Genomic DNA, 25,252 nt, shown 5'->3' with positions numbered 1-25,252 from the left:
CCTCCACGCGTCCCCGTCGGGGCGGGCGGCGCTACGGCTTGGCGGCCGGCGCCCCGGGCACCCCCTTCGGCGCCGGTGCGGGCGCCGCCGACAGGAAGGACGCCCATCCCTTCTCGGGGGCCTCCCCGACGCCGAGGGTGCGCAGCTTCTTCAGGACCTTCGGGTCCTGGGCGTCCAGCCAGTCCGCGAGTTGGCGGAAGGAGACGCAGCGCACCTCCTCCTTGTTGCACACGGTCTCGACGACCTCCTCGACGGCGCGCATGTAGGTGCCGCCGTTCCAGGACTCGAAGTGGTTGCCGATGATCAGGGGCGCACGGTTCCCGTCGTAGGCCCGCTCGAAGCCCTTGAGCAGGCTGTCACGCATCTGGTCGCCCCAGAACTCGCGCTTGGCGGGGTCACCCTGGGTGGCGCTGCCCGACTGGTTGACCATGTAGTTGTAGTCCATGGTGAGCTGCTCGTAGGAGTGGCCGGGGAACGGCACGAGCTGCATCGACAGGTCCCACAGGCCCTCCTTCTTCGCCGGCCAGACCTGGTTGTTCACCCCGCTGCTGTCGTAGCGGAAGCCCATCTGGCTCGCGGCCTTCACGAAGTTCTTCTGGCCCTCGAGGCACGGGGTGCGGGCGCCGATCAGCTCCTTGTCGTAGTCGAAGGGCAGGGGCGCCGCGTTCTTCATGCCGGTGTTGGTCTTCCAGGTCTTCACGAACTGCTTGGCCTGCTTGATCTCCTCCTTCCACTCCTCGACGGACCACTCGCCGACCCCGCCGTTCGCACCACAGAAGTGACCGTTGAAGTGGGTGCCGATCTCGTTGCCCTCCTGCCACGCCAGCCGCAGCTGCTTGACGGTGTCGGCGATGCCCTGCTCGTCGTTGAAGCCGATGTCGGAGCGGCCCGGAGAGTGCTGGGGCGGGTTGTACAGGTCCCGCTTCTCGGTCGGCAGCATGTACACGCCGCTCAGGAAGAACGTCATCGTGGCGTTGTTGTCCTTGGCCACTTCGCGGAAGTGGGAGAACAGCTTCTGGCTGTCCTCACCCGCGCCGTCCCACGAGAACACCACGAACTGCGGGGGCTTCTGGCCGGGCTTGAGCCGTTCGGGCCGGGGCAGGTGCGGCTGGGCCCCGGTGTACGCGGTGGAACCGTCACCGATCAGCCGGACCGCGTTCTTCGGCGCCGGCGCCGCTTTCCCCTTCTCCTTCTCCGAGCCTTGCGGTCCTTCCCCGGAACCGCTGCCGTTGTCGATCGCGCAACCGGCGAGCGACGCGGCGCAGACCGCGGCGACCACGGCGCGCGCGGCCATCCTGTGGGAGGCCATCCTGCGGGTGGCGGCCATGTCCGCCCACCTTCTTCCTTCTCTCGGGTCAACGCCGACGAGGCGATGTCGGGTGCTGAGCCGGGCCGTGCCGTCAGCGCCGTCAAGGTGACACGGAAATGAGAAGGAATTAGTACGACAAGCCGATGAAATAACTGATTCACTCCAATACCCGGGCCGTTACTCCATTCGCGCTAAAAACCTATGCCTCTTCTTTACTCTGAATTACTCTCTATTTACTCGCTGTAATCGAATCGAACGGATCTCAGGAGTCGGGAACATGTCAGCCTGCGTCCCCGCCCGCGCCGACTCGGCCCGGACCAAGCACATCCATCCACCCCACAGCCCGCCGCCCGGCGGCCCCCGGCGCTTCCGCCTCGCGGGCGCCGACGTCTCGGCCGCGATCGCGGTCTTCCTGATCGCCCTGCCCCTCTCCCTGGGCATCGCCCTCGCCACCGGCGCCCCCCTGCAGGCCGGCCTCGTCGCCGCCGCGGTGGGCGGGATCGTCGCCGGACGGATCGGCGGCTGCCCGCTCCAGGTCAGCGGCCCCGCCGCCGGTCTCACCGTGGTCACCGCCGACCTGATCCAGCGCTACGGATGGCGCACGACCTGCGCCATCACCATCCTGGCCGGGCTCGCCCAACTGGGCCTCGGCTGCCTGCGCGTGGCGCGCTCGGCGCTCGCCGTGAGCCCCGCCATCGTGCACGGCATGCTCGCCGGCATCGGTGTCACCATCGCCGTCGCGCAGCTGCACATCGTCCTCGGCGGCACCCCCCAGAGCTCCGTGCCCGACAACCTGGTCGCGCTTCCCGCCCAGTTGGCGAATCTCCACCCCGCCGACCTCGCCGTGAGCGTGCTGACCCTGACCCTGCTGCTGCTCTGGCCCCGCGTCCCCGGCCGGGCCGGTGCGCTGCTGGGCAAGCTGCCCGCCGCCCTGATCGCCGTCGCCGGTGCCACCGCGGTCGCCTCCTTCACCGGGCTTCTCCTGCCCAAGGTCGACCTGCCGTCCTGGAGCAGCCACGCCCTGGCCACGCTGCCCGACGGGCCGGTACTCGGCCTGCTCGCCGCCGTCCTGACCACCACGCTGGTGTGCAGCGTGCAGTCCCTTCTCGGCGCGGTCGCCGTGGACAAGCTGGTCACCGCCCGGCCCGCACCGGCCGGCCACGTCAAGCGCTCCAACCTCGACCGCGAACTGCTCGGTCAGGGTGCCGCCAACATCGTCTCCGGGTCGCTGGGCGGGCTGCCCATCGCCGGTGTGGCCGTGCGCAGTTCCGCGAATGTGGCGGCGGGTGCCGTCAGCCGGAACTCCACGATGCTGCACGGCGTTCTCGTAGTGATCGCCGCGCTGCTGATGGTCCCGGCCCTGGAGCTCATCCCGCTCGCCTCGCTCGCCGCCCTGGTCATGGCCGTCGGCCTCAAGATGGTCTCGCTGAACCACATTCGCACGGTGACCCGCCACCGTGAGGTGCTGGTCTACGCGGTCACCACCTTCGGTGTGGTGTTCCTCGGCGTCCTGGAGGGCGTCGCGCTGGGCATCGCCGTCGCCGTGGGCGTCGCCCTGCACCGCCTCACCCGCACCCGGATCACCCACGACCACGTGGAAGGAGTCCACTACGTACACGTACGCGGCCAGTTGACGTTCCTCGCCGTGCCGCGTCTCAGCCGGGTCCTGCACCAGGTTCCCCCGGGGGCGGACGCCGCCGTGGAGCTGGACGGGTCGTTCATGGACCACGCGGCGTACGAGACGCTGCAGGACTGGCAGAAGACACACACCGCGCAAGGCGGCGCCGTCGACATCACCGGCCGCCGGCCCGGCACCCGGATCTCCGAACCGGCCGAGGAGGACGGCTGCCGCTGCCGTCCCTGGACGCCCTGGCGCAACCACCAGTGCGAACGCCCGCCGAAGACCCCACCACCCGGCGCGCGCGGGCAGGCAACCACCGACGGATCCGCCGACGGGACCCTCGGCACCGCGACCGGCCCGAACGCGCCCGGCACAAGAGAGACAAGAGACACGGCGGGTGCACCGGGTGCACCACATCCACCAGGTGCGTCCGGTGCCGCGGACGGACCCACCGGACACGAGCTCGCCCGTGGCATCAGTGCCTTCCACCGCAACACCGGCCCGCTGATGCGCCGTGAGCTGGCGCGGCTGGCCCGGGAGGGGCAGCAGCCCTCCCAGCTCTTCCTGACCTGCGCCGACTCACGGGTGGTCACGTCGATGATCACCTCCAGTGGTCCCGGCGACCTCTTCGTGGTGCGCAACGTCGGCAACTTCGTGCCGCTGCCCGGCGAGGAGAGCGGCGACGACTCGGTGGCCGCGGCGATCGAGTACGCCGTGGACGTACTGAAGGTGCGGTCCATCACGGTGTGCGGGCACTCCGGGTGCGGGGCGATGCAAGCGCTGCTCGGCGCCGAACACGGGGGCGCGCGCACGCCCCTCCAGCGGTGGCTGCGGCACGGGCTGCCCAGCCTGGAGCGCGCCCTGCCGGACCTGGACGCGCACGCGAACGAGCCGGAGCCGGAGCAGGGGCACGAGGCCGGTCGCTCCCGCCCCCTGCTGGCCGGACGCGGACCCGTCGACGCGGTGGAGCGGCTGTGCCTGGCCAACGTCGTCCAGCAGCTGGAGCACCTGCGTGCCCACGATTCGGTGGCCCGGTCACTGCGCGCCGGCGACCTGGAGCTGCACGGCATGTACTTCCACGTCGGCGAGGCCCAGTCGTACCTGCTGTCCGAGGACGCCGAGGGCGGCGTGTTCGCGCTGGTGCCGACCACTGACCTGACCGCCTGACCGCCTGACTGCCCGACTGCCTGGCTGTCTGGCTGTCTGGCTGTCTGGCCACCCGACCGTCCGAGCGGCGGTCCCGGGAGCGCCGAGGCGCGGGCCGGTGTGAGCGGCGTTACACACGCTGAACCCCGCGCCTTCGTGGTCCGTGGGTACGAGTGACCACGGACCACGAAGCCACGAAGGAGACACCGCGGGCGGACGGCGACCACAACAGGTCTAAACCATTTGCCCGTCGACCCTTGTCATCGGCCCCCCGGGTCTGATGAGCTGTGGCCTGGGACACAACGGACAACCCTGAGAAAGGGAGATGTCGTGAGCAACGAATCCTTGGCCAACCTGCTCAAGGAAGAACGCAGGTTCGCACCCCCCGCCGACCTGGCCGCGAACGCCAACGTCACGGCGGAGGCGTACGAACAGGCCAAGGCTGACAGGCTCGGCTTCTGGGCCGAGCAGGCCCGCCGGCTGACCTGGGCGAAGGAGCCGACCGAGACGCTCGACTGGTCGAACCCGCCGTTCGCCAAGTGGTTCAAGGACGGCACGCTGAACGTCGCCTACAACTGCGTGGACCGCCACGTGGAGGCCGGCAACGGCGACCGCGTCGCCATCCACTTCGAGGGCGAGTCCGGCGACAGCCGCGCCATCACCTACACGCAGCTCAAGGACGAGGTCTCCAAAGCCGCCAACGCCCTGCTGGAGCTGGGCGTACAGAAGGGCGACCGGGTCGCGATCTACATGCCGATGATCCCCGAGACCGCGGTCGCGATGCTGGCCTGTGCCCGCATCGGCGCCGCGCACTCGGTCGTCTTCGGCGGCTTCTCCTCGGACGCGCTGGCCACCCGCATCCAGGACGCCGACGCCCGCGTCGTCATCACCGCCGACGGCGGCTACCGGCGCGGCAAGCCGTCCGCGCTCAAGCCGGCCGTCGACGAGGCCGTCGAGCGCGCCGGGATCGTCGAGCACGTGCTCGTCGTCCGCCGCACCGGCCAGGAGGTCGCCTGGGACGACTCCCGGGACAAGTGGTGGCACGAGACCGTCGACGGGCAGTCCGCCGAGCACACGCCCGAGGCGTTCGACGCGGAGCACCCGCTGTTCATCCTGTACACGTCCGGCACGACGGGTAAGCCCAAGGGCATCCTGCACACCTCCGGCGGCTACCTCACCCAGACGGCGTACACGCACTGGGCGGTCTTCGACCTCAAGCCGGAGACGGACGTCTTCTGGTGCACCGCCGACGTCGGCTGGGTCACCGGACACTCGTACATCGTCTACGGCCCGCTCGCCAACGGCGCGACGCAGGTCATGTACGAGGGCACCCCGGGCACCCCGCACCAGGGCCGGTTCTGGGAGATCGTGCAGAAGTACGGCGTGACGATCCTGTACACCGCGCCCACCGCGATCCGGACGTTCATGAAGTGGGGCGACGACATCCCCGCGAAGTTCGACCTGTCGTCCCTGCGCGTCCTCGGCTCGGTCGGCGAGCCGATCAACCCCGAGGCGTGGATCTGGTACCGCAAGAACATCGGCGCGGACGCCACCCCGGTCGTCGACACCTGGTGGCAGACCGAGACCGGCGCGATGATGATCACACCGCTGCCGGGCGTCACGGACGCCAAGCCGGGCTCCGCCCAGCGCCCCCTGCCCGGCATCTCCGCCACCGTCGTCGACGACGAGGCCAACGAGGTGCCGAACGGCGGCGGCGGTTACCTGGTCCTCACCGAGCCGTGGCCGTCGATGCTGCGCACCATCTGGGGCGACGACCAGCGGTTCATCGACACCTACTGGTCGCGCTTCGAGGGCAAGTACTTCGCGGGCGACGGCGCCAAGAAGGACGACGACGGCGACATCTGGCTGCTCGGCCGCGTCGACGACGTGATGCTCGTCTCCGGCCACAACATCTCCACCACCGAGGTCGAGTCGGCCCTCGTCTCCCACCCGTCGGTCGCCGAGGCGGCCGTGGTCGGCGCGGCGGACGAGACCACCGGGCAGGCCATCGTCGCCTTCGTGATCCTGCGCGGCACCACCGCGGAGAGCGAGGACCTGGTCGCCGAGCTGCGCAACCACGTCGGCGCCACGCTCGGCCCCATCGCCAAGCCCAAGCGGATCCTCCCGGTCTCGGAGCTGCCGAAGACCCGCTCCGGCAAGATCATGCGGCGTCTGCTCCGCGACGTCGCGGAGAACCGTCAGGTCGGCGACGTCACGACGCTGGCGGACTCCACGGTCATGGACCTCATCCAGTCGAAGCTCCCGTCCGCGCCCGGCGAGGACTGAGCCACGGACACCGAGGGCACCCGGCGTCGCGCACGTGCCGGGTGCCCTCGCCCGGTGGGAGAACCGGGGCCCGGGTAAGCTGGGGAGAAGTAGGAGACTCATCAAGATCTAGTTCAAGATCCTCATGGTGCGCCGGGAAGTCTGGTCGGCATGTGTTTAGTGCTGCCCACCCACCGGAGGTTCTCCCTCGTGACCGCGCCCCGCACCCCCCGCAAGGCCTTCGGACGGCTGTCCCTCCCGGAGCGCACCTACATCGCGGACGCGCTGCGTACCGAGACCGTCGGCGGCGTTCTGCTGCTGGTCGCCGCGGTCACCGCCCTGGTGTGGGCGAACATACCGGCGCTCCACGACAGCTACGAGAGCGTCAGCCACTTCCACTTCGGCCCCGAGGCCCTCGGTCTGAACCTGTCGGTGGCGCACTGGGCCGCCGACGGACTCCTCGCGGTCTTCTTCTTCGTCGCCGGCATCGAGCTCAAACGCGAACTGGTCGCCGGTGACCTCAAGGACCCCAAGGCCGCCGCGCTCCCGGTGGTGGCGGCGCTGTGCGGCATGGCCGTACCGGCGATCGTCTACACGGTCACCGCCACCGCGGGCGGCGGTTCGCTGTCCGGCTGGGCCGTGCCGACCGCCACCGACATCGCCTTCGCGCTCGCCGTGCTCGCCGTCATCGGCACGTCGCTGCCGAGCGCCCTGCGCGCGTTCCTGCTGACGCTCGCCGTCGTCGACGACCTGTTCGCCATCCTGATCATCGCCGTCTTCTTCACCGACACCCTGAACTTCGCCGCGCTGGGCGGCGCGGCCGTGGGCCTGGCCGTGTTCTGGCTGCTGCTGCGCAAGGGCGTACGCGGCTGGTACGTGTACGTTCCGCTCGGCCTGGTGATCTGGGGCCTGATGTACAACAGCGGCATCCACGCCACCATCGCCGGTGTCGCCATGGGCCTGATGCTGCGCTGCCACACGCGCGAGGGCGAGGAGCACTCCCCCGGCGAGCACGTCGAGCACCTCGTGCGCCCGCTGTCGGCGGGCCTGGCCGTGCCCCTGTTCGCGCTGTTCAGCGCGGGGGTGGCCATCTCGGGCGGGGCGCTGGCCGATGTGTTCACCAAGCCGGAGACGCTCGGCGTCGTGCTCGGGCTCGTCGTCGGCAAGACGCTGGGCATCTTCGGCGGCACCTGGCTGACCTCGCGTTTCACCAGGGCATCGCTCAGCGACGACCTCCAGTGGGCCGACGTGTTCGCGGTGGCGACCCTGGCCGGCATCGGGTTCACCGTCTCGCTGCTCATCGGCGAGCTGGCCTTCGACGGCGACGCGGCGATGACCGACGAGGTCAAGGCCGCCGTCCTGTCCGGATCGCTGATCGCGGCGGCGCTGGCGACGGTGCTGCTGAAGGTACGCAACGCGAAGTACCGGGGGTTGGTCGCGGAGGAGGAGCGCGACGACGACCTCAGCGGCGTCCCGGACATCTACGAGGAGGACGACCCCGCGTACCACCTGCGCATGGCCGCCCTCCACGAGAAGAAGGCCGCCGAGCACCGCCGGATCGCCGAGGAGATGCAGTCGGCGCGGCTTGCCGAAGTGACGGGCGGGGCAGGCGATGAGGACGACCGTCCGGCATGATCTGACGAGACGGTACAAAAGACGGAACCGTACTCAGACGAGCCAGCAGAAGAGGGAGACCGCGATGAGCGCACCCGACGGCAGCCCGGTCGGCACCGAACGCAGCATCGGCCAGCTGTTCGCCTCGGCGACCACCGACATGTCGGCGCTCGTGCACGACGAGATCGCACTGGCGAAGGCGCAGCTGAAGCAGGACGTCAAGCGGGGGGCGACGGCGGGCGGCGCGTTCTCCGCCGCGGGCCTGCTCCTGGTGTTCTCGCTGCCGATGCTGAGCTTCGCGCTGGCCTACGGCATCCGGACCTGGAGCCACTGGAACCTGGCGGTCTGCTTCCTGCTCTCCTTCGCGGCCAACGTCCTGATCGCCGGCCTCCTCGCGCTGATCGGCATCGTCTTCGCGAAGAAGGCCAAGAAGGGCCGCGGCCCCCAGAAGGTCGCCGCCTCGGTGAAGCAGTCGGCCGGTGTGCTCCAGAACGCCAAGCCGCACCCGCGCCCGGAACTGCCCGCGGACCGGTCCCCCGAAGCGATCGAGGCTGTGGCACGCTCGTCCTCATGACGGGCTCCACCACCCCTTCGGGGCAATCCCCCTCGCCGCAGCACCCCAACCCCACCTCGGTCGTACGGCTCGGCATCCCGGGCGGACCCGAGCCGACCCACCGGGATGTCGCGGCCAACGGCGCCCGCTTCCACATCGCCGAGCTGGGCGACGGCCCGCTGGTGCTGCTGCTGCACGGCTTCCCGCAGTTCTGGTGGACCTGGCGGCACCAGCTGACGGCGCTCGCCGACGCCGGTTTCCGCGCCGTCGCCATGGACCTGCGCGGCGTCGGCGGCAGCGACCGCACCCCGCGCGGCTACGATCCCGCCGGCCTCGCGCTCGACATCACCGGCGTGGTCCGCTCCCTGGGCGAGCCGGACGCCGCACTGGTCGGTCACGACCTCGGCGGCTACCTGGCCTGGACGGCCGCCGCGATGCGGCCCAAGCTCGTACGCCGGCTCGCGGTGTCCTCGATGCCGCATCCCCGCCGCTGGCGCTCGGCCATGCTCGGCGACGTCCGCCAGAGCCGGGCGGGTTCCTACATCTGGGGCTTCCAGCGCCCCTGGGTGCCGGAGCGTCAGCTGACCGCGGACGACGGCGCGCTGGTGGGCCGGCTGCTCCACGACTGGTCCGGACCGCGCCTCCTCGACGACGAGGCTGTGACGGCGTACCGGCGTGCCATGTGCATCCCCTCCACGGCGCACTGCTCGGTCGAGCCGTACCGCTGGCTGGTGCGTTCCCTGGCCCGTCCGGACGGCATCCAGTTCTACCGCCGGATGAAGCGGCCGGTGCGGGTGCCGACCCTGCATCTGCACGGTTCGCTCGACCCCGTGATGCGGACGCGGAGCGCCGCCGGGTCGGGGCAGTACGTCGAAGCGCCGTACCGCTGGAGGCTGTTCGACGGGCTCGGGCACTTCCCGCACGAAGAGGATCCGGTCGCCTTCTCGACCGAACTGATCAACTGGCTGAAGGATCCCGAACCCGACCGATGACCGAAACGTAGGCGATCAGTCACCGAACGAACGCGCCCGGTATCCGAACCGGACCGCTCGTCCTATGAACGGCCACTTGCCCGGCGCATAGGCCAATTGAGGGCCCCGGGAACGGTTATCGACCTTGGGGCGGGGGCACACGTCCGGGTATGGGCTGGACGCACGACTACAGTGACGTAGCACGCGACGGCCGCTCCACGAGCGGCGTGAGCAGTACCCACCGACGCGACGGCACCCCGCAACTCGCGGGTGCGGACCTACGGGTGGGCATTCCGCGCATTCTGCGCCGCCGGGCCCGCTGGGTCTCCGTACGCCTGCGCCATCCACGGACCTGAGACAACTCGCCCCGACACCGCGCGGACGCGCGGCTAGAGGGCGCAGCTGTCGCTGTCCACCTGCTGACTCGCGGTGCGTCCCTCGCTGATGTCGTCGCGGATCTCGTCCGCGGTGAGCGCGTAACCGGTGTCCGGGTCGTCGAGGGACTTGGCGAAGACCACGCCGTACACCTCGCCCTCCGGCGTCAGCAGCGGGCCGCCCGAGTTGCCCTGACGGACGGTCGCGAACAGGGAGTAGACGTCCCGGCGGACGGTGTCGCGGTGGTAGATGTCCGGGCCGTTGGCGGTGATGCGCCCGCGCACCCGGGCGGCGCGGACGTCGTACGCCCCGTTCTCCGGGAAGCCGGCGACGATCGCGCCGTCGTTGCGCTCCGCATCCTCGTCCTCGTCCGTGAACCGCAGTGCGGGCGCGTCCAGATCCGGCACGTCCAGTACGGCGATGTCGCGCCGCCAGTCGTAGAGGACGACCGTCGCGTCGTACTTCCGGCCCTCGCCGCCTATCTGCACCGTGGGCTCGTCGACGCCGCCCACGACATGGGCGTTGGTCATGACGCGGCGGTCGGCGAAGACGAAACCGGTGCCCTCGAGGACCTTGCCGCAGTCGGGGGCGGTGCCCATGACCTTGACGATGGAGCGCTTGGCGTTGACGGCGACCGGGCTGTTCACCAGCGCCGGGTCGGGCGGCGGCGTGTCCAGGACCGGCTCGTTGGAGAACGGGCTGAAGACCTGCGGGAAGCCGTTCTTGTCGAGGACCGAGGTGAAGTTGTCGAACCAGTTGTCGGCGCCCGCCGGCAGAACTTCCTGCACTCCCGCCAGCACCGTGGACTGCCGCACCTCCTTGCCGACCGTCGGCATCGTGGTCCGCGCGAGGGCGGAGCCGAGCAGCCAGGCGACCAGGAGCATGGCGACGACGTTGACCAGGGCGCCCCCGGTGGCGTCCAGGGCGCGGGCCGGGGACCACGTGATGTAGCGGCGCAGCTTGTTGCCCAGATGGGTCGTCAGGGCCTGGCCGACCGAGGCGCACACGATGACGACGACGATCGCGACGACGGCGGCGGTCGTGCTCACCTCCGCGTCGTCCGTCAGCGCGTCCCAGATCACCGGCAGCAGGTAGACGGCGACGAGACCGCCGCCGAGGAAGCCTATGACCGACAGGATGCCGACGACGAAGCCCTGCCGGAAGCCGACGATGGCGAACCAGACGGCGGCCAGCAGCAACAGGATGTCCAGCACGTTCACCGATTCAGGCCTCGTCTTGTCGTCTGCGGTACGCAGGCCACCCTGTCATGCGCGCCAGTCCAGCGGGACCTGCTTCTCCCGGTCCCAGGGCCGCTCCCAGCCCGCGAAGTGCAGCAACCGGTCGATGATGCCGGCGGTGAAGCCCCAGACGAGCGCCGATTCGACCAGGAATGCCGGGCCCCGGTGACCGCTGGGGTGAATGGTCGTCACCCGGTTGGCGGGGTCCGTGAGATCCGCCACGGGCACCTTGAAGACGCGCGCGGTCTCGGCCGGATCGACGACACCGACCGGGGTGGGCTCGCGCCACCACGCCAGCACCGGCGTGACGACGAAGCCGCTCACCGGGATGTAGAGCTTCGGCAGGACCCCGAAGAGCTGGACGCCGGCCGGGTCCAACCCGGTCTCCTCCTCGGCCTCGCGCAGGGCGGCCCGCAGCGGCCCGTCACCACGCGGATCCCCGTCCTCCGGGTCGAGCGCGCCGCCCGGGAAGGCGGGCTGGCCCGGGTGCGAGCGCAGGGAGCCCGCCCGCTCCATGAGCAGCAGCTCGGGACCGCGACCGGCCTCCGCCCCGCCGCTCCGACCCTCTCCCCCTGGAAGCGTGCCGTCGCCGAAGAGGATCAGGACGGCGGACTGACGGCCGGCGCCGTCCGCGGGCGGCAGGAAGCGGCTCAGCTGGGTGGGCCGGACCGTCTCGGCCGCTCTCACCACCGGGTCCAGCCAGCCGGGCAGACCCTCCTTGCTGAGCAGCGCCTCCCGAACGTGGTCCCGCGCGGGGCCGTGCGTGTCACTCACCCGTGTCATCTCCACCCCCGTCCCGCAGAATCCAACGCCCGACGCCCCCGAGATCGTTCCGTCACCCGGCCCCCAGCGGCGGCGCCGGCTTCCCGCCCGCGTCCAGGTACGACTGCGGGGGCTTCAGCCGCTGGCCCGGGAAGCCGCCCTTCTCGTACTTGAGCAGCTTCTTCGCCTTCTCCGGGTCCGTCTCGCCCTCGCCGTACGCCGGGCACAGCGGGGCGATGGGACAGGCGCCGCAGGCGGGCTTGCGGGCGTGGCAGATGCGGCGGCCGTGCCAGATCACGTGGTGGGAGAGGTCGGTCCAGTCACTCTTCGGGAAGAGCGCGCCGACGGCGGCCTCGATCTTGTCCGGGTCGGTCTCCTCGGTCCACCGCCAGCGGCGCACCAGGCGCTGGAAGTGCGTGTCCACGGTGATGCCGGGGCGGCCGAAGGCGTTGCCGAGCACGACGAAGGCGGTCTTGCGGCCGACACCGGGCAGCTTGACCAGGTCTTCGAGGCGTCCGGGGACCTCGCCGCCGAAGTCCTCCGTGAGCGCCTTGGACAGCCCTATGACCGACTTGGTCTTGGCCCGGAAGAAGCCGGTCGGGCGCAGGATCTCCTCGACCTCCTCGGGGACGGCGGCGGCCAGGTCCTCGGGGGTGGGGTACTTGGCGAAGAGGGCGGGCGTCGTCTGGTTGACCCTCAGGTCGGTGGTCTGCGCGGACAGCACCGTGGCCACGACCAGCTGGAACGGGTTCTCGAAGTCCAGCTCCGGGTGGGCGTACGGGTAGACCTCGGCGAGCTCGCGGTCGATACGGCGGGCGCGGCGGACCAGCGCGGTGCGCGACTCGCCGCGCGGCGAGGTCGGGGCGACGGTCTTCGCCGGGGCGACGCCCTTGACGGCCGCGGCGGCCTTCTTCGGGGCGACGGCGGGCTTCTTGGCCGGCGCCTGCCGCTTGAGGGGCGCGGCCTTCTTGGCGGCAGCCTTCTGGGCGGCCGTCTTGCCGGCGGCGGCCTTCTTCGCCGGGGCCTTCGTCGCCGGGGTCTTCTTGCCCGCGACCGCCTTCCTGCTCGCGGCGGTCTCCTTGCTCGCGGAGGACTTCTTCACGGCACCCTTCTCCGCAGTCACCCTCTTGGCAGGCACTGCCTTCTTCGTCGCTTTCGCCGTTTTCCTACCGCCATCGGGACCCTGTTCGCCCACAGCGGAATCGCGCCGTGCACTCACTCGCGCAGCACCCCAGGCCTGTGCTCTCACCGGCGATTTGGACACCCGGCCAGCCTACGGCCCGGCACCGACATCCGCCCCGGACCTCGAAGATCGGCGCCCAATTGGACCCCTGCCGCGTACCCCGGGACATCGGTGCGGCATCCTTGTGACAGATCACACTGTTTGGACTGTCCGGCAAAATGGGCACCACGGACCCCTGGTACACCGGGGGAACAAGATCCTCTGAGCCGGTCGACAAGGAGAGAACTCGTGGACGACGTTCTGCGGCGCAACCCGCTCTTCGCGGCGCTCGACGACGAGCAATCCGCGGAGCTCCGCGCCTCCATGAGTGAGGTGACCCTCGCCCGCGGCGACACCCTCTTCCACGAGGGGGACCCCGGAGACCGCCTCTACGTGGTCACGGAAGGCAAGGTCAAGCTCCACCGCACGTCCCCCGACGGGCGCGAGAACATGCTGGCCGTGGTCGGTCCCAGCGAGCTGATCGGCGAGCTGTCGCTCTTCGACCCGGGCCCGCGCACGGCGACCGGCACCGCGCTGACCGAGGTCAAGCTGCTCGCCCTCGGCCACGGCGACCTCCAGCCCTGGCTGAACGTCCGCCCGGAGGTGGCCACCGCGCTGCTGCGCGCCGTCGCCCGCCGCCTGCGCAAGACCAACGACGCCATGTCGGACCTGGTCTTCTCGGACGTCCCCGGCCGCGTGGCCCGCGCCCTGCTGGACCTCTCCCGCCGTTTCGGCGTGCAGTCCGAGGAGGGCATCCACGTGGTGCACGACCTCACGCAGGAGGAGCTGGCCCAGCTGGTCGGCGCGTCCCGCGAGACGGTCAACAAGGCACTGGCGGACTTCGCCCAGCGCGGCTGGCTCCGCCTGGAGGCCCGCGCGGTGATCCTGCTGGACGTGGAGCGGCTGGCCAAGCGCTCCCGCTGAGCCCGCCGCCCTCCCCCGGCCCCGGCCCCCCGGCCTCGGCCTCCGGGTGCTAGTCGGGCAGCCGGACGATCCCGTGCTCGCCCAGGTACTCCAGCTGCGCCCGCACGGACAGTTCCGCCGCCGGCCACAGGGAACGGTCGACGTCCGCGTACACGTGGGCGACGACCTCGCCCGGTGTGCGGTGGCCGTCCTCCACCGCCGTCTCGACCTGGGCGAGGCGGTGGGCGCGGTGGGCCAGGTAGTACTCCACGACGCCCTGGGCGTCCTCCAGGACGGGCCCGTGGCCCGGAAGCACCGTGTGCACCCCGTCGTCGGTGGTGAGCGACCTGAGCCTGCGCAGCGAGTCCAGGTAGTCGCCGAGACGGCCGTCGGGGTGGGCCACGACCGTCGTACCGCGGCCCAGGACCGTGTCACCCGTCAGGACGGCCCCGTCGGCCGGGAGATGGAAGCACAGCGAGTCGGCCGTGTGCCCCGGCGTCGGTACGACCCTCAGTTCCAGACCGCCGACCGCGATCACGTCCCCGGCGGCCAGCCCTTCGTCGCCCAGCCGCAGGGCCGGGTCCAGTGCCCGTACGTTCGTGCGCGTCAGCTCGGCGAAGCGCGCGGCGCCCTCCGCGTGGTCCGGGTGACCGTGCGTCAGGAGCGTCAGCGCCACCCGCTTGCCGGCCCGCTCGGCCGTGTCGACGACGTGCCGCAGATGGGCGTCGTCCAGGGGGCCCGGGTCGACGACGACGGCCAGGTCGGAGTCGGGTTCGGCGAGGATCCAGGTGTTGGTGCCGTCCAGGGTCATCGCGGAGGCGTTGGGCGCGAGGACGTTCACCGCGCGCGCGGTGGCCGGTCCCGACAGGACGCCGCCGCGCGGCTGTCCGGGCAGTGCTGCTGCGTCCGTCATGAGGGGGCTCCCCCGGTCGGGTCGGAAGGCGTCGCCGGCGCCGTGGCCGTACGCGTACTCGGTACGTGCTTCGTGAACTCGTCGTGCCCCGGCCAGGAGAGGACGACCTCGTCGCCGGACAGCCGGGCGCGGGCCAGCACGGGCGTCATGTCGCGGCCGGGGGCCGACGCCAGCGCCTCGGCCGCCGTGGCGCACTCCGCCAGGCCGCGCAGGGTGGCGACGGTGGGCGGCATCATCAGCAGCTCGCCCTTGTCGTACCCGGCGGCCGCGTCCGCCGGCGTGATCCACACCGTGCGGTCGGCCTCCGTGGAGGCGTTGCGGGTGCGCTGCCCCTCGGGGAGCGCCGCCACGAAGAACCAGGTGTCGTAGCGCCGGGACTCGAACTCCGGGGTGATCCAGCGCGCCCAGGCGCCCAGCAGGTCGGAACGCAGGACGAGGCCCCTGCGGTCCAGGAACTCCGCGAAGGACAGCTCGCGGTCGACCAGGGCGGCCCGGTCGGCCTCCCAGTCCGCGCCCGTCGTGTCGCCGACCACCGAGTCGGCGGTCGGACCCGCGAGCAGGACGCCGGCCTCCTCGTAGGTCTCCCGTACGGCCGCGCAGACGATCGCCTGGGCGCCCGCCTCGTCGACGCCCAGCCGGTCCGCCCACCACGCGCGCGTGGGGCCCGCCCAGCCGACGGCGCGGTCGTCGTCGCGGGGGTCGACCCCGCCGCCCGGATAGGCGTACGCGCCGCCGGCGAAGGCCATGGAGGTGCGGCGGCGCAGCATGTGCACGACGGGGCCGGACCCGGAATCCGTGGCGCCGGTGTCCCTGAGGAGCATGACGGTGGCCGCGCGCTTCGGGGTGACCGGGGTGAGGGTGCCGTCCGCCAGCGCGCGGATGCGGTCCGGCCACTCCGGTGGGTACCACTGACCATTCGCCTGACCATTCGCCATGGCCGGAGGCTATCCGGTGACGGGCGGATGTTCGAGTGGCCCCCGGGGCCCGGCGGGCGTCAGGAGGGCAGGCCGGCCAGCCACTCGGTGAGCAGCCGGTTGGCCTCCTCGGGGCGCTCCTGCTGGAGCCAGTGGCCGCAGCCGTCGAGGACGTGCGAGGCGCTCAGGCCGGGCAGAGTGACCGGGTACGCCTCGATGGCGTCGGACAGCCAGGTCGTGGAGGCGTCCATGCCGCCGCCGAGGAACAGGGACGGCTGAGTGACCGGGGCACCCGCGTGGGCGGCCAGGTCGGCCCAGTCGCGGTCCATGTTGCGGTAGCGGTTCAGGGCGCCGGTCAGGCCGGTGCGCTCGAACTCCCCGGCGTAGACGTCCAGGTCCTGCTCGGTCAGCCAGGAGGGCAGCCGCCCGGCGGCCGGGAACCGGTCGCGCATCCGGCCGCCGGGGGCGACGAAGTGCGGGTCGGGCTCCTGGGGGCCGGGCATGGTGTCGGCGGACAGCGCGGCGTAGAGGCCGCCGAGCCAGCCGCGTACGTCCGGCTCGATCTCCGCCTCGGCGCGGCCGGGCTCCTGGAAGTAGGAGACGTAGAACTCCTGCCCGGCGAAGGGCCCGGCCGGGTCGCTCATCCCGGCGAAGACCTCGCTGGGCCTCGGGCCGCCCGGCGGCGTGTACGGCACGCTCAGCAGGCCCACCGCGCGGAACACGTCCGGCCGCAGCAGCGCGGAGTGCGAGGCGATGTTCGCACCCCAGTCGTGCCCGACGATCACCACGGAGCGCTCCCCCAGGGCCTCCACCACGGCCACGTTGTCCGCCACCAGGTCGAGCATCCGGTACGCCTCGACGGCGTCGGGCCGCGAGGAGCGCCCGTAGCCGCGCACGTCGACGGCGACGGCGCGGAACCCGGCGGCGGCCAGCGCGGGCAGCTGGTGGCGCCAGGAGTACCAGGACTCGGGGAAACCGTGCACGAGCAGGACCAGCGGCCCGCTGCCCTGCTCCACCAGGTGGATCCGGCCGGCGGGTGAGGGCACCAGCCGGTGCACGGGCCGGTCGGCGCTCCCTCCGGGGCGGTGGGGCTGCGGGACGGTCTCGGGCGGCTGCGGCACGGCTCCTCCTGGCGCAAACGGTCCATACGGTCGGTACGGCCCCGCGGCGGGCCGGGACCGCCGGCCGGAGCCGGCTCCCGCGCCGTACGGGGCCACCTGTCACCGATCCTGCGGGGCAGGGACCGCCGGGGCGAGGTTTGTTGCCGGTCCGGCAACACACCGGGCCCCGTCGCGGCTCGAGGAGGTTACGGCTGGACGAGCTCCACCTGGATCTCGACCTCGACCGGCGCGTCCAGCGGAAGGACCGCCACGCCCACCGCGCTGCGGGCGTGCACGCCCTTGTCGCCGAGGACCTCGGCGAGGAGTTCGCTGGCGCCGTTGACCACGCCGGGCTGGCCGGTGAAGTCGGTCGCGGACGCGACGAAGCCGACGACCTTGACGACGCGCGCGACGCGGTCCAGGTCACCGGCGACGGACTTCACGGCGGCCAGGGCGTTCAGCGCGCAAGTGCGGGCCAGTTCCTTGGCCTCGTCGGCCGTCACCTCGGCGCCCACCTTGCCGGTGACCGGGAGCTTGCCCCCGAGCATCGGCAGCTGGCCGGACGTGTAGACGTACGGACCGGACTGCACGGCCGGCTGGTAGGCGGCCAGCGGCGGGACGACCTCGGGCAGCGTCAGGCCCAGCTCGGCGAGCCTCGCCTCGACGGCGCTCATGCCTGCTTCTCCCGCTTCAGGTAGGCGACGAGCTGCTCGGGGTTGTTCGGCCCGGGCACGACCTGGACGAGCTCCCAGCCGTCCTCGCCCCAGGTGTCCAGAATCTGCTTCGTGGCATGGACGAGCAGCGGCACGGTTGCGTATTCCCACTTGGTCATGCGGCCGACTCTAGCCGTTGGCCGGGACGCCTCCGCGACCGCTGTCCGGGGCCCGTCCGCAGCCGTGGTCCGGGCCCCTCCGCGGGCCGGTCGCGACCACGTTGTCCACAGCCACCGGCGTACTCGGCGCGCGGACTGGTTACGCTCGAATACGTGAGCAGGCTCCAGGTCGTCAGCGGCAAGGGCGGAACCGGCAAGACCACGGTGGCCGCGGCCCTCGCGCTGGCCCTGGCCACCGAGGGGAAGCGCGCGCTTCTCGTCGAGGTCGAGGGTCGCCAGGGCATCGCGCAGCTCTTCGAAACGGAGGCGCTGCCTTATGAGGAGCGGAAGATCGCCGTCGCTCCCGGGGGCGGGGAGGTGTACGCCCTCGCCATCGACGCCGAACTGGCCCTTCTGGACTACCTCCAGATGTTCTACAAGCTGGGCAGCGCCGGACGGGCCCTGAAGAAGCTCGGCGCGATCGACTTCGCGACCACCATCGCGCCGGGCGTCAGAGACGTCCTGCTGACCGGCAAGGCGTGCGAGGCGGTCCGGCGCAAGGACAAGCGGGGGCGGTTCGTGTACGACTACGTCGTCATGGACGCCCCGCCGACCGGCCGCATCACGCGCTTCCTCAATGTGAACGACGAGGTGGCGGGGCTCGCGAAGGTCGGCCCCATACACAATCAGGCGCAGGCCGTGATGCGGGTGCTGAAGTCGCGGGAGACCGCGGTGCACCTGGTGACGCTGCTGGAGGAGATGCCGGTCCAGGAGACCGTGGACGGCATCGCCGAGCTGCGCACGGCACGGCTCCCGGTGGGCCGGGTCGTCGTCAACATGGTCCGGCCCCAGGTGCTGGACGCCACCGACCTGGAACGCGTACGGGAGACGCCGCGTACGGCGCTGGCCCGGTCGCTGTCCGGGGCCGGGCTCGGCGGGGCGCGGCGGGGCGGGCACGCCGAGCGGCTGGTGGACCCGCTCCTCGCGCAGGCCGGGGAGTACGCCGAGCGGTACACCCTGGAGCAGGAGCAGCGGGCGGTCCTCGGCGAGGTGGGTCTGCCGACGCACGAACTGCCGCTCCTCGCGGAGGGCATGGACCTGGCGGGCCTGTACGAACTGGCCACCGAGCTGCGGAAGCAGGGGATCGCATGAGTCCGGAGGAGCCGGCCCGTCACCGGGAGGGGGCGCGGCGGCTGGCGGCCGCGCCCGTGCTCGACGTCGACCTGCTGCTGGAGGACCCGCAGACCCGCATCGTGGTGTGCTGCGGCTCCGGCGGGGTCGGCAAGACGACCACGGCGGCGGCCCTGGGCCTGCGTGCGGCCGAGCGCGGCCGCAAGGTGGTCGTCCTCACCATCGACCCGGCCCGGCGGCTCGCGCAGTCCATGGGCATCGACTCGCTCGACAACACCCCGCGCCGGGTGAAGGGCGTCGACGACGCCGCGGGCGGCGAGCTGCACGCCATGATGCTCGACATGAAGCGGACCTTCGACGAGATCGTCGAGTCCCACGCGGACCGCGAGCGGGCCGCGGCGATCCTGGGCAACCCCTTCTACCAGTCGCTCTCGGCGGGCTTCGCGGGCACGCAGGAGTACATGGCGATGGAGAAGCTGGGGCAGCTGCGGGCGAAGGACGAGTGGGACCTCATCGTCGTCGACACGCCGCCGTCCCGCTCGGCGCTGGACTTCCTCGACGCGCCCAAGCGCCTCGGTTCCTTCCTGGACGGCAAGCTGATCCGCGTCCTGCTGGCCCCCGCGAAGGTCGGCGGCCGGGCGGGCATGAAGTTCCTGAACGTCGGCATGTCGATGATGACCGGCGTCCTGGGGAAGGTGCTGGGCGGGCAGTTCCTCAAGGACGTGCAGACGTTCGTGGCCGCGATGGACTCGATGTTCGGGGGCTTCCGTACCCGCGCGGACGCGACGTACAAGCTGCTCCAGGCGCCCGGGACCGCGTTCCTGGTGGTCGCGGCCCCGGAGCGGGACGCCCTGCGCGAGGCCGCGTACTTCGTGCAGCGGCTGGCGGCCGAGGACATGCCGCTCGCCGGTCTGGTGCTCAACCGGGTCCACGGCAGCGGCGCCGACGGGCTGTCGGCCGAGCGGGCGCTCGCCGCCGCGGAAAATCTTGAGGATCCCCGCATTGTGGATCAGGACGGCGGGAAAGCTGGAGTTCGTACCGACCCCGGCAACTCCCCCGACACACAAGGCAGTTCAGGAACGGCCGATTCCGCTCCCGCCGAGCAGGCCCCCGACACCTCTCCGGAGGCTTCCGCACCAAAGGCCACCGAACGACCGGCTGCCGAGACGACGGCCGACAGCACAGCAGCCGCCGGCACAGCGGCTCCCGAGACGACGGAGCGGTCCGTCGACGCGCTCACCGCCGGACTGCTGCGACTGCACGCGGAACGCATGCACCTGCTCGCCCGGGAGCAGCGCACGCGTGACCGCTTCACCGCACGTCATCCCGAGGTGGCGGTCACCGAGGTGGCCGCGCTGCCCGGCGACGTGCACGACCTCGCGGGGCTGCGGGACATCGGGGAACGCCTGGCGACCGGCCGGCCCGAGCTGCCCGGGCCGGGCGCCTGATCCGGCCTCGGCCCCCCGGGGCCCGGGCGCTCAGCCCACGGCCGCGTAGTTCTCGTACACCTCGTCGTCCTCGAGGGGCAGGATGCCGGCCCCTCGCTCGTACTCCGTCCGCGCCGTCTCGAGGAGCCGGCGCCAAGAGGTCACGGTGGGCCGCCTGCGCAGCAGCGCGCGGCGCTCCCGCTCCGTCATGCCTCCCCACACGCCGAACTCGACGCGGTTGTCGAGCGCGTCGGCCAGGCACTCGGTCCGCACCGGACATCCGGTGCACACCGCCTTGGCCCTGTTCTGCGCTGCTCCCTGAACGAACAGTTCGTCCGGATCGGTAGTGCGGCAGGCGGCCTGCGCACTCCAGTCGGTTACCCAGCCCATACCGGCGCCGTCCTCTCCCGAATCGAGGCTCCCCCACGGCGGCAGCGGCATATTCACCGCCGCCAGTTGAGGACGTTACGGAAGGTGGACACAGCGCAACACCCCCTTCGGGCCCAATCTTGAATGGCCCGAACGGACTATGGGTAAGCGGCAGATCACCCGGGGGAGTGAGCTGGCGACATATACGACGATCCCGACATTCAGGTCATCTCTGGCACGCCACAACGGACACCGATTGACACACGAGGCGGATTCGGACACGCACCCCACACGCCGCGGCACGCGCCGGTACACACCAACGCGCCCCCAGCGGGGCCTCTCGGAAAAGATTCGAGCGGATCCGGAACGATTCGGGGTCGCCGGACGTATTGATACGTGGCCTCACTGCTGTGACAGTTGAGTGCAGCTTAGGCCAAGGCATATACGTGTGTCCGGCGAATGAGAACGTAGGCTGCCTTCATGCCAAAGAAGCGCTCGGGCGGTGGTCTGTCGCCAACGCAGCAGGCCGCCAAGTTCCTCGGTGTCAGTGTGCTCGCGGGAGCAGTGCTGGCCGGCATCGCGTTGCCCGCTGTGGGCGCGCTGGGGCTGGCCGCCAAGGGGTCGGTGGAGGGCTTCGACGCCCTCCCGGCCAACCTGAAGACTCCCCCGCTGAGTCAGCGCACCACCATCCTCGATGCCGAGGGCGGCACCATCGCCACGGTCTACTCGCGCGACCGGACGGTGGTCGACCTCAAGGACATCTCGCCGTACATGCAGAAGGCGATCGTCGCGATCGAGGACTCGCGCTTCTACGAGCACGGCGCGATCGACCTCAAGGGCGTCCTGCGCGCCCTCAACAAGAACGCGCGCAGCGGTGAGGTCTCCGAGGGTGCCTCCACACTCACCCAGCAGTACGTCAAGAACGTCTTCGTGGAGGAGGCGGGCGACGACGCGACGAAGGTCGCCCAGGCCACCCAGCAGACCATCGGCCGCAAGATCCAGGAGCTGAAGCTCGCGATCCAGGTCGAGGAGGAGCTGGGCAAGAAGAAGATCCTCGAGAACTACCTGAACATCACGTTCTTCGGCCAGCAGGCCTACGGCGTCGAGGCCGCCTCCCAGCGCTACTTCTCCAAGCACGCCAAGGACCTCAACGTCCAGGAGGCCGCCCTCCTGGCCGGCATCGTCCAGTCGCCCAGCCGGTACGACCCGGTCAACGACGAGGCGGAGGCCACCAAGCGGCGCAACATCGTCCTGAACCGCATGGCCCAGGTCGGCGACATCTCCACGGCCGAGGCCGAGAAGGCGAAGAAGGCACCGCTCGGGCTGAAGGTCAGCAAGCCGAAGAACGGCTGCATCACGGCCGTGAAGAACGCGAGCTTCTTCTGCGACTACGTGCGCGAGGTCTTCCTGAGCGACAAGGTCTTCGGCAAGACCCGCAAGGACCGGGCCAAGGTGTGGAACCAGGGCGGCCTGACCATCCGCACGACGCTCGACCCGCAGGCCCAGAAGTCGGTCCAGCAGTCGCTCAAGGACCACGTGAACCAGTCGGACTCGGTCGCCGCCGCGAGCACGCTGGTCGAGCCCGGCACCGGCAAGGTCCTCGCAATGGGCCAGACGAAGCCGTACGGCTACGGCAAGAACGAGACCGAGATCAACTACTCGGTCGACCACAGCATGGGCGGCTCCAACTACGGCTTCCCGACGGGGTCGACGTTCAAGCCCTTCGTCGCCGCGGCCGCGCTCGAGGAGGGGCGCCCGGCCACCCAGGAGTACTCGTCCCCGTACGAGATGCCGTATCCCGAGCCCGTGCAGACGTGCAGCGGGAAGCCCTGGCTCAACACGGAGGGCGCGACCGTCCCCAACGAGAGCGAGTCGGAGGTCGGCCCGTACCGGCTGAAGGAGGCGATGGCCCTCTCGGTCAACACCTACTTCGTCCAGATGGTGGCCGACATCGGCCTGTGTCCGGTGATGAAGATGGCGGACGCCCTGCACGTGGTGCAGGGCAACGGTGAGAAGCTCCCCGAGGTCCCCGCCGTCTCCCTCGGCTCCAAGGGCGTGGCCCCCCTGACGATGGCGAGCGCGTACGCCGCCTTCGCCTCCCGGGGCATGTACTGCACGCCGATCGTAATCGAGTCGATCACCCAGAAGATCGGCAACAAGCAGAAGGCGCTCGACGTGCCGAAGTCCACCTGCTCCCGCGCGATGAGTGAGAAGACCGCGGACACGGTGAGCACCCTGCTGAGCGGCGTGATCGACTCCGGTACGGGCAAGGCGGCCGGTCTCACGGACCGCGACAACGCCGGCAAGACGGGTACGACCGACGAGCGCAAGAACGCCTGGTTCGTCGGTTACACGCCGAACCTGTCGGGCGCCGTCTGGGTGGGCAGCGCCTCGCAGCAGGTCCAGATGAAGAACATCACGATCGGCGGCGTCTACCACCCCCTCGTCTTCGGTGGCGCGGTTCCCGGCCCCATCTGGAAGGACGCGATGACCGGCGCCCTCGCGGGCAAGGGCTCCCCCTCGTTCAACGTCATCGACATCCCGGACGAGGACAAGGACAAGAAGAAGGACAAGGACAAAGACAAGGACAAGGACCGCGACAGGGACAAGCCCGACGACGGGAACAACGGCGACGAGGGCTTCATCGCCGGCCTGACCAACGGCGGCACCGGTGACGGCGGCGACGGCGGGCCGGGCGGCTTCCCCGGCGGCAACCTGATCCAGGGCCCCGGTAACGGGCCGGGCGGACGCCGCTGAGCCGACCGGCCGGCAGGCGCGCAGGCAGCACGAGAGGGTCCCTTCCCCACGGCGGGGGAGGGACCATTTTCTTGGACGGCAAACGCATTCGACGTGATTACGCCAGCCCTCGAAAGAGGCATTCCGTTTGCGTGACGGCGTGACATAGTCACGCCTGGCGCCCTCCCGGGGTGCCTTTCCGTTGCTGTCCGCCCATGGAGGGGAAAATGAAAACCCGCCCACGAATCCGTGTGTTGTTCGGCGCCCTGCTCAGCGCGCTCGCCCTGGTCCTCATGATCCCCGGCTCGGCCCAGGCGAGAGCCCAGGCGTGCTACGGCTTCGGCTGCGACGGCCACGATCCGAACATCCAGTCGTGGCAGAGCGGACCGGTCAGCCCGTACGGCCCCTACCAGCTCGGCAACTCCTTCCTGTACGAGCTGCGGTGGGGCAAGACCGACGGTGACCAGTACAGCTGGGCCCGGCTGCACTACATCAGCGGATCTGGTGCGAGCGACTGGAACGTGTACGTCCAGCGGTGCACCAAGGACCAGTCCACGTGCTACTGGCGGCTCGGGCTGACGAAGGGCGGCGCCTCGGGCTGGACCGCCAAGATTCCGAGCGGCACGAACTACTACTGGACCCGTACGCCGATGTACCACAACCCCTCGACCCACATGATGCGGGCCTGCGTCGAGGACCCGTCCGGCGACCAGAGCTGCACTCCCTGGTACTGACCGGGCCGACGGCCGTCGCCGTGACGGCCGAGCCGGCCTCGGGCGGAAGGATGGAATACCATCGTTCCGCCCTTTTGTCACCCTTCTCGCATTTATTCAGCTTCCCGGAACGTCAAAGCTCATTTAAAATGAGGTACGCCTAACAGCCGCGCATGACATCGGGGTTTCTTTGACCGCCAGACCGGACCCTTGTGCCGACCTTTACACCGTCGATGACGATGAGCAAAGGATTCTGAACCTTTTGTACGCCGGTTTCAGCGATGCGTCGATCGCCCGGCGACTCGGCGTAGGGCACCGCACCGTACAGCGCAGGGTCCAGCGGCTCATGGAGCAGTTGGGGGCCAATGGGCGGGTGGCGCTGGGAGCGCGGGCCCAGGAGCTCGGCCTGCTGCGCCCCACGCGTCCGCCGAACGAGCCGAGAGGGCGCCCGTCGCAGCGGACACCCTCTCGCAATGTGTGAAGAGCCGACCGGCCGGCCAGCGGCAGCGGTCGGCCCGGCGTCGGCGGGGGGCTCCGTCACATCGGAAACCACACCCGCCCCCCGCCCCCGCTCCCGCTCCCGCTCCCGCTCCCGGAGCCTCGCTCCAGGAGCGGATCTTCGCGGCGACGCGTTCCGGCCGTCGGTGCGTGCTCAGCCGGCCAGGAGCTTCTTGACCGCGGCGGCGACCCGGCCGCCCTCGGCCTGCCCGGCCACCTTCGGGTTCACGATCTTCATGACGGCGCCCATGGCCCGCGGCCCCTCGGCGCCGGCCGCCTTCGCCTCCTGCACGGCCTGCGCGACGATCGCGTTCAGCTCGTCGTCGGACAGCTGCTTGGGCAGGTAGGCGGCAAGCACCTCGCCCTCCGCCTTCTCCCGCTCGGCCTGCTCGGCGCGGCCGCCCTGGGCGAAGGCCTCGGCGGCCTCACGGCGCTTCTTCGCCTCGCGGGTGATCACCTTCTGCACCTCGTCGTCGGAGAGCTCCCGCTTCTCCTTTCCGGCGACCTCCTCCTTGGTGATCGCGGCGAGCGTCAGCCGGAGCGTCGAGGAGCGCAGCTCGTCGCGCTCCTTGATCGAGGAGTTGAGGTCGTCGTGCAGCTTCGCCTTGAGCGTGGTCATGGACCTGATTGTCGCAGGTGCGTGAGGACCGGCGCCCGCTGA

General features: G+C 70.9%; 23 protein-coding genes. 12 read left to right on the top strand and 11 right to left on the bottom strand.

Annotation, left to right across the window (positions count from 1 at the left end):
• Positions 1 to 31: 31 nt before the first annotated feature.
• Positions 32 to 1,327, bottom strand: a complete 1,296-nt coding sequence (locus tag Sco07f_RS07835; protein WP_108987344.1) for a polysaccharide deacetylase family protein — start codon at positions 1,325 to 1,327, stop codon at positions 32 to 34.
• A 259-nt stretch (positions 1,328 to 1,586) separates the two neighbouring features.
• On the opposite strand from Sco07f_RS07835, the gene Sco07f_RS07830 reads away from it, so the two are divergent.
• From Sco07f_RS07830 to Sco07f_RS40520, 6 genes are all read left to right on the top strand, one after another.
• Positions 1,587 to 4,097, top strand: a complete 2,511-nt coding sequence (locus tag Sco07f_RS07830) for a SulP family inorganic anion transporter (RefSeq protein WP_108987343.1) — start codon at positions 1,587 to 1,589, stop codon at positions 4,095 to 4,097.
• A 309-nt stretch (positions 4,098 to 4,406) separates the two neighbouring features.
• Positions 4,407 to 6,362: an acetate--CoA ligase gene (gene acs / locus Sco07f_RS07825; protein WP_108987342.1), complete on the top strand. Its 1,956-nt coding sequence runs from the start codon at positions 4,407 to 4,409 to the stop codon at positions 6,360 to 6,362.
• Positions 6,363 to 6,551: 189 nt separating this feature from the next.
• A complete protein-coding gene (gene nhaA / locus Sco07f_RS07820) occupies positions 6,552 to 7,976 on the top strand; it encodes a Na+/H+ antiporter NhaA (protein ID WP_087792893.1) in 1,425 nt (474 codons plus the stop codon).
• A 64-nt stretch (positions 7,977 to 8,040) separates the two neighbouring features.
• Positions 8,041 to 8,529, top strand: a complete 489-nt coding sequence (locus tag Sco07f_RS07815; RefSeq protein ID WP_007452089.1) for a phage holin family protein — start codon at positions 8,041 to 8,043, stop codon at positions 8,527 to 8,529.
• A complete protein-coding gene (locus tag Sco07f_RS07810; RefSeq protein ID WP_108987341.1) occupies positions 8,526 to 9,500 on the top strand; it encodes an alpha/beta fold hydrolase in 975 nt (324 codons plus the stop codon). The genes Sco07f_RS07815 and Sco07f_RS07810 overlap by 4 nt, the downstream gene beginning before the upstream one ends.
• A 149-nt stretch (positions 9,501 to 9,649) precedes the next feature.
• A complete protein-coding gene (locus tag Sco07f_RS40520; protein WP_108987340.1) occupies positions 9,650 to 9,835 on the top strand; it encodes a hypothetical protein in 186 nt (61 codons plus the stop codon).
• Positions 9,836 to 9,868: 33 nt separating this feature from the next.
• On the opposite strand, the gene Sco07f_RS07800 is transcribed toward Sco07f_RS40520, so the two are convergent.
• The 3 genes from Sco07f_RS07800 to nth are packed head-to-tail and all read right to left on the bottom strand — an operon-like array spanning position 9,869 to position 12,956.
• Positions 9,869 to 11,074, bottom strand: a complete 1,206-nt coding sequence (locus tag Sco07f_RS07800; protein WP_007452139.1) for a MarP family serine protease — start codon at positions 11,072 to 11,074, stop codon at positions 9,869 to 9,871.
• A gap of 45 nt (positions 11,075 to 11,119) precedes the next feature.
• A complete protein-coding gene (locus Sco07f_RS07795) occupies positions 11,120 to 11,875 on the bottom strand; it encodes an NUDIX hydrolase (RefSeq protein ID WP_007452138.1) in 756 nt (251 codons plus the stop codon).
• Between the two features lie 52 nt (positions 11,876 to 11,927).
• Entirely contained in the window at positions 11,928 to 12,956 is a 1,029-nt protein-coding gene (gene nth / locus Sco07f_RS07790) for an endonuclease III (RefSeq protein ID WP_167468047.1), read from the bottom strand.
• A gap of 369 nt (positions 12,957 to 13,325) precedes the next feature.
• On the opposite strand from nth, the gene Sco07f_RS07780 reads away from it, so the two are divergent.
• Positions 13,326 to 14,000, top strand: coding sequence for a Crp/Fnr family transcriptional regulator (locus Sco07f_RS07780; RefSeq protein WP_003975365.1), 675 nt, complete (start codon positions 13,326 to 13,328; stop codon positions 13,998 to 14,000).
• Between the two features lie 49 nt (positions 14,001 to 14,049).
• On the opposite strand, the gene Sco07f_RS07775 is transcribed toward Sco07f_RS07780, so the two are convergent.
• The 5 genes from Sco07f_RS07775 to sp36 form a co-directional block, all read right to left on the bottom strand.
• Complete coding sequence (locus Sco07f_RS07775) at positions 14,050 to 14,892, bottom strand: MBL fold metallo-hydrolase (protein WP_108987339.1); 843 nt, start codon at positions 14,890 to 14,892, stop codon at positions 14,050 to 14,052.
• Positions 14,889 to 15,827, bottom strand: coding sequence for an NUDIX hydrolase (locus Sco07f_RS07770; RefSeq protein ID WP_087790084.1), 939 nt, complete (start codon positions 15,825 to 15,827; stop codon positions 14,889 to 14,891). Before Sco07f_RS07770 ends, Sco07f_RS07775 begins: the two co-directional genes overlap by 4 nt.
• 59 nt (positions 15,828 to 15,886) lie before the next feature.
• Positions 15,887 to 16,927, bottom strand: coding sequence for an alpha/beta fold hydrolase (locus Sco07f_RS07765; RefSeq protein ID WP_108987338.1), 1,041 nt, complete (start codon positions 16,925 to 16,927; stop codon positions 15,887 to 15,889).
• A gap of 185 nt (positions 16,928 to 17,112) precedes the next feature.
• Positions 17,113 to 17,580 (bottom strand): RidA family protein, encoded by a 468-nt coding sequence (locus Sco07f_RS07760; RefSeq protein WP_007452132.1) that lies wholly within the window; start codon positions 17,578 to 17,580, stop codon positions 17,113 to 17,115.
• Complete coding sequence (gene sp36, locus Sco07f_RS07755; RefSeq protein ID WP_003975360.1) at positions 17,577 to 17,738, bottom strand: Sp36 family protein; 162 nt, start codon at positions 17,736 to 17,738, stop codon at positions 17,577 to 17,579. The genes Sco07f_RS07760 and sp36 overlap by 4 nt, the downstream gene beginning before the upstream one ends.
• Before the next feature lie 153 nt (positions 17,739 to 17,891).
• Between sp36 and bagA the strand changes: the two genes are divergently transcribed.
• The gene (gene bagA, locus Sco07f_RS07750; RefSeq protein WP_042826662.1) at positions 17,892 to 18,869 is read left to right on the top strand and encodes an ATPase BagA; all 978 of its coding nucleotides are present in this window, start codon (positions 17,892 to 17,894) and stop codon (positions 18,867 to 18,869) included.
• Complete coding sequence (bagB, locus tag Sco07f_RS07745) at positions 18,866 to 20,296, top strand: ATPase BagB (protein WP_054102403.1); 1,431 nt, start codon at positions 18,866 to 18,868, stop codon at positions 20,294 to 20,296. Before bagA ends, bagB begins: the two co-directional genes overlap by 4 nt.
• Before the next feature lie 30 nt (positions 20,297 to 20,326).
• On the opposite strand, the gene wblA is transcribed toward bagB, so the two are convergent.
• Complete coding sequence (wblA, locus tag Sco07f_RS07740) at positions 20,327 to 20,665, bottom strand: transcriptional regulator WblA (RefSeq protein ID WP_042826659.1); 339 nt, start codon at positions 20,663 to 20,665, stop codon at positions 20,327 to 20,329.
• 459 nt (positions 20,666 to 21,124) lie between these two features.
• On the opposite strand from wblA, the gene Sco07f_RS07730 reads away from it, so the two are divergent.
• The 3 genes from Sco07f_RS07730 (at position 21,125) to Sco07f_RS07720 (ending at position 24,574) form a co-directional block, all read left to right on the top strand.
• Positions 21,125 to 23,401, top strand: coding sequence for a transglycosylase domain-containing protein (locus Sco07f_RS07730; RefSeq protein ID WP_108987337.1), 2,277 nt, complete (start codon positions 21,125 to 21,127; stop codon positions 23,399 to 23,401).
• Between the two features lie 206 nt (positions 23,402 to 23,607).
• Positions 23,608 to 24,114, top strand: coding sequence for a hypothetical protein (locus Sco07f_RS07725; RefSeq protein WP_054102401.1), 507 nt, complete (start codon positions 23,608 to 23,610; stop codon positions 24,112 to 24,114).
• A gap of 169 nt (positions 24,115 to 24,283) precedes the next feature.
• A complete protein-coding gene (locus tag Sco07f_RS07720; protein WP_256975056.1) occupies positions 24,284 to 24,574 on the top strand; it encodes a response regulator transcription factor in 291 nt (96 codons plus the stop codon).
• 171 nt (positions 24,575 to 24,745) lie between these two features.
• On the opposite strand, the gene Sco07f_RS07715 is transcribed toward Sco07f_RS07720, so the two are convergent.
• Positions 24,746 to 25,210 carry a GatB/YqeY domain-containing protein gene (locus tag Sco07f_RS07715; RefSeq protein WP_007452125.1) on the bottom strand — a complete coding sequence of 155 codons (465 nt, stop codon included), beginning with the start codon at positions 25,208 to 25,210 and terminating at the stop codon, positions 24,746 to 24,748.
• Positions 25,211 to 25,252 lie beyond the last annotated feature (42 nt).

The sequence above is a fragment of the Streptomyces coelicoflavus genome, from assembly GCF_003112555.1.
Lineage (GTDB): Bacteria > Actinomycetota > Actinomycetes > Streptomycetales > Streptomycetaceae > Streptomyces > Streptomyces coelicoflavus.
The sequence above is the reverse complement of the archived record's forward strand: the minus strand, read 5'-3'. Positions and strand labels throughout refer to the sequence as shown.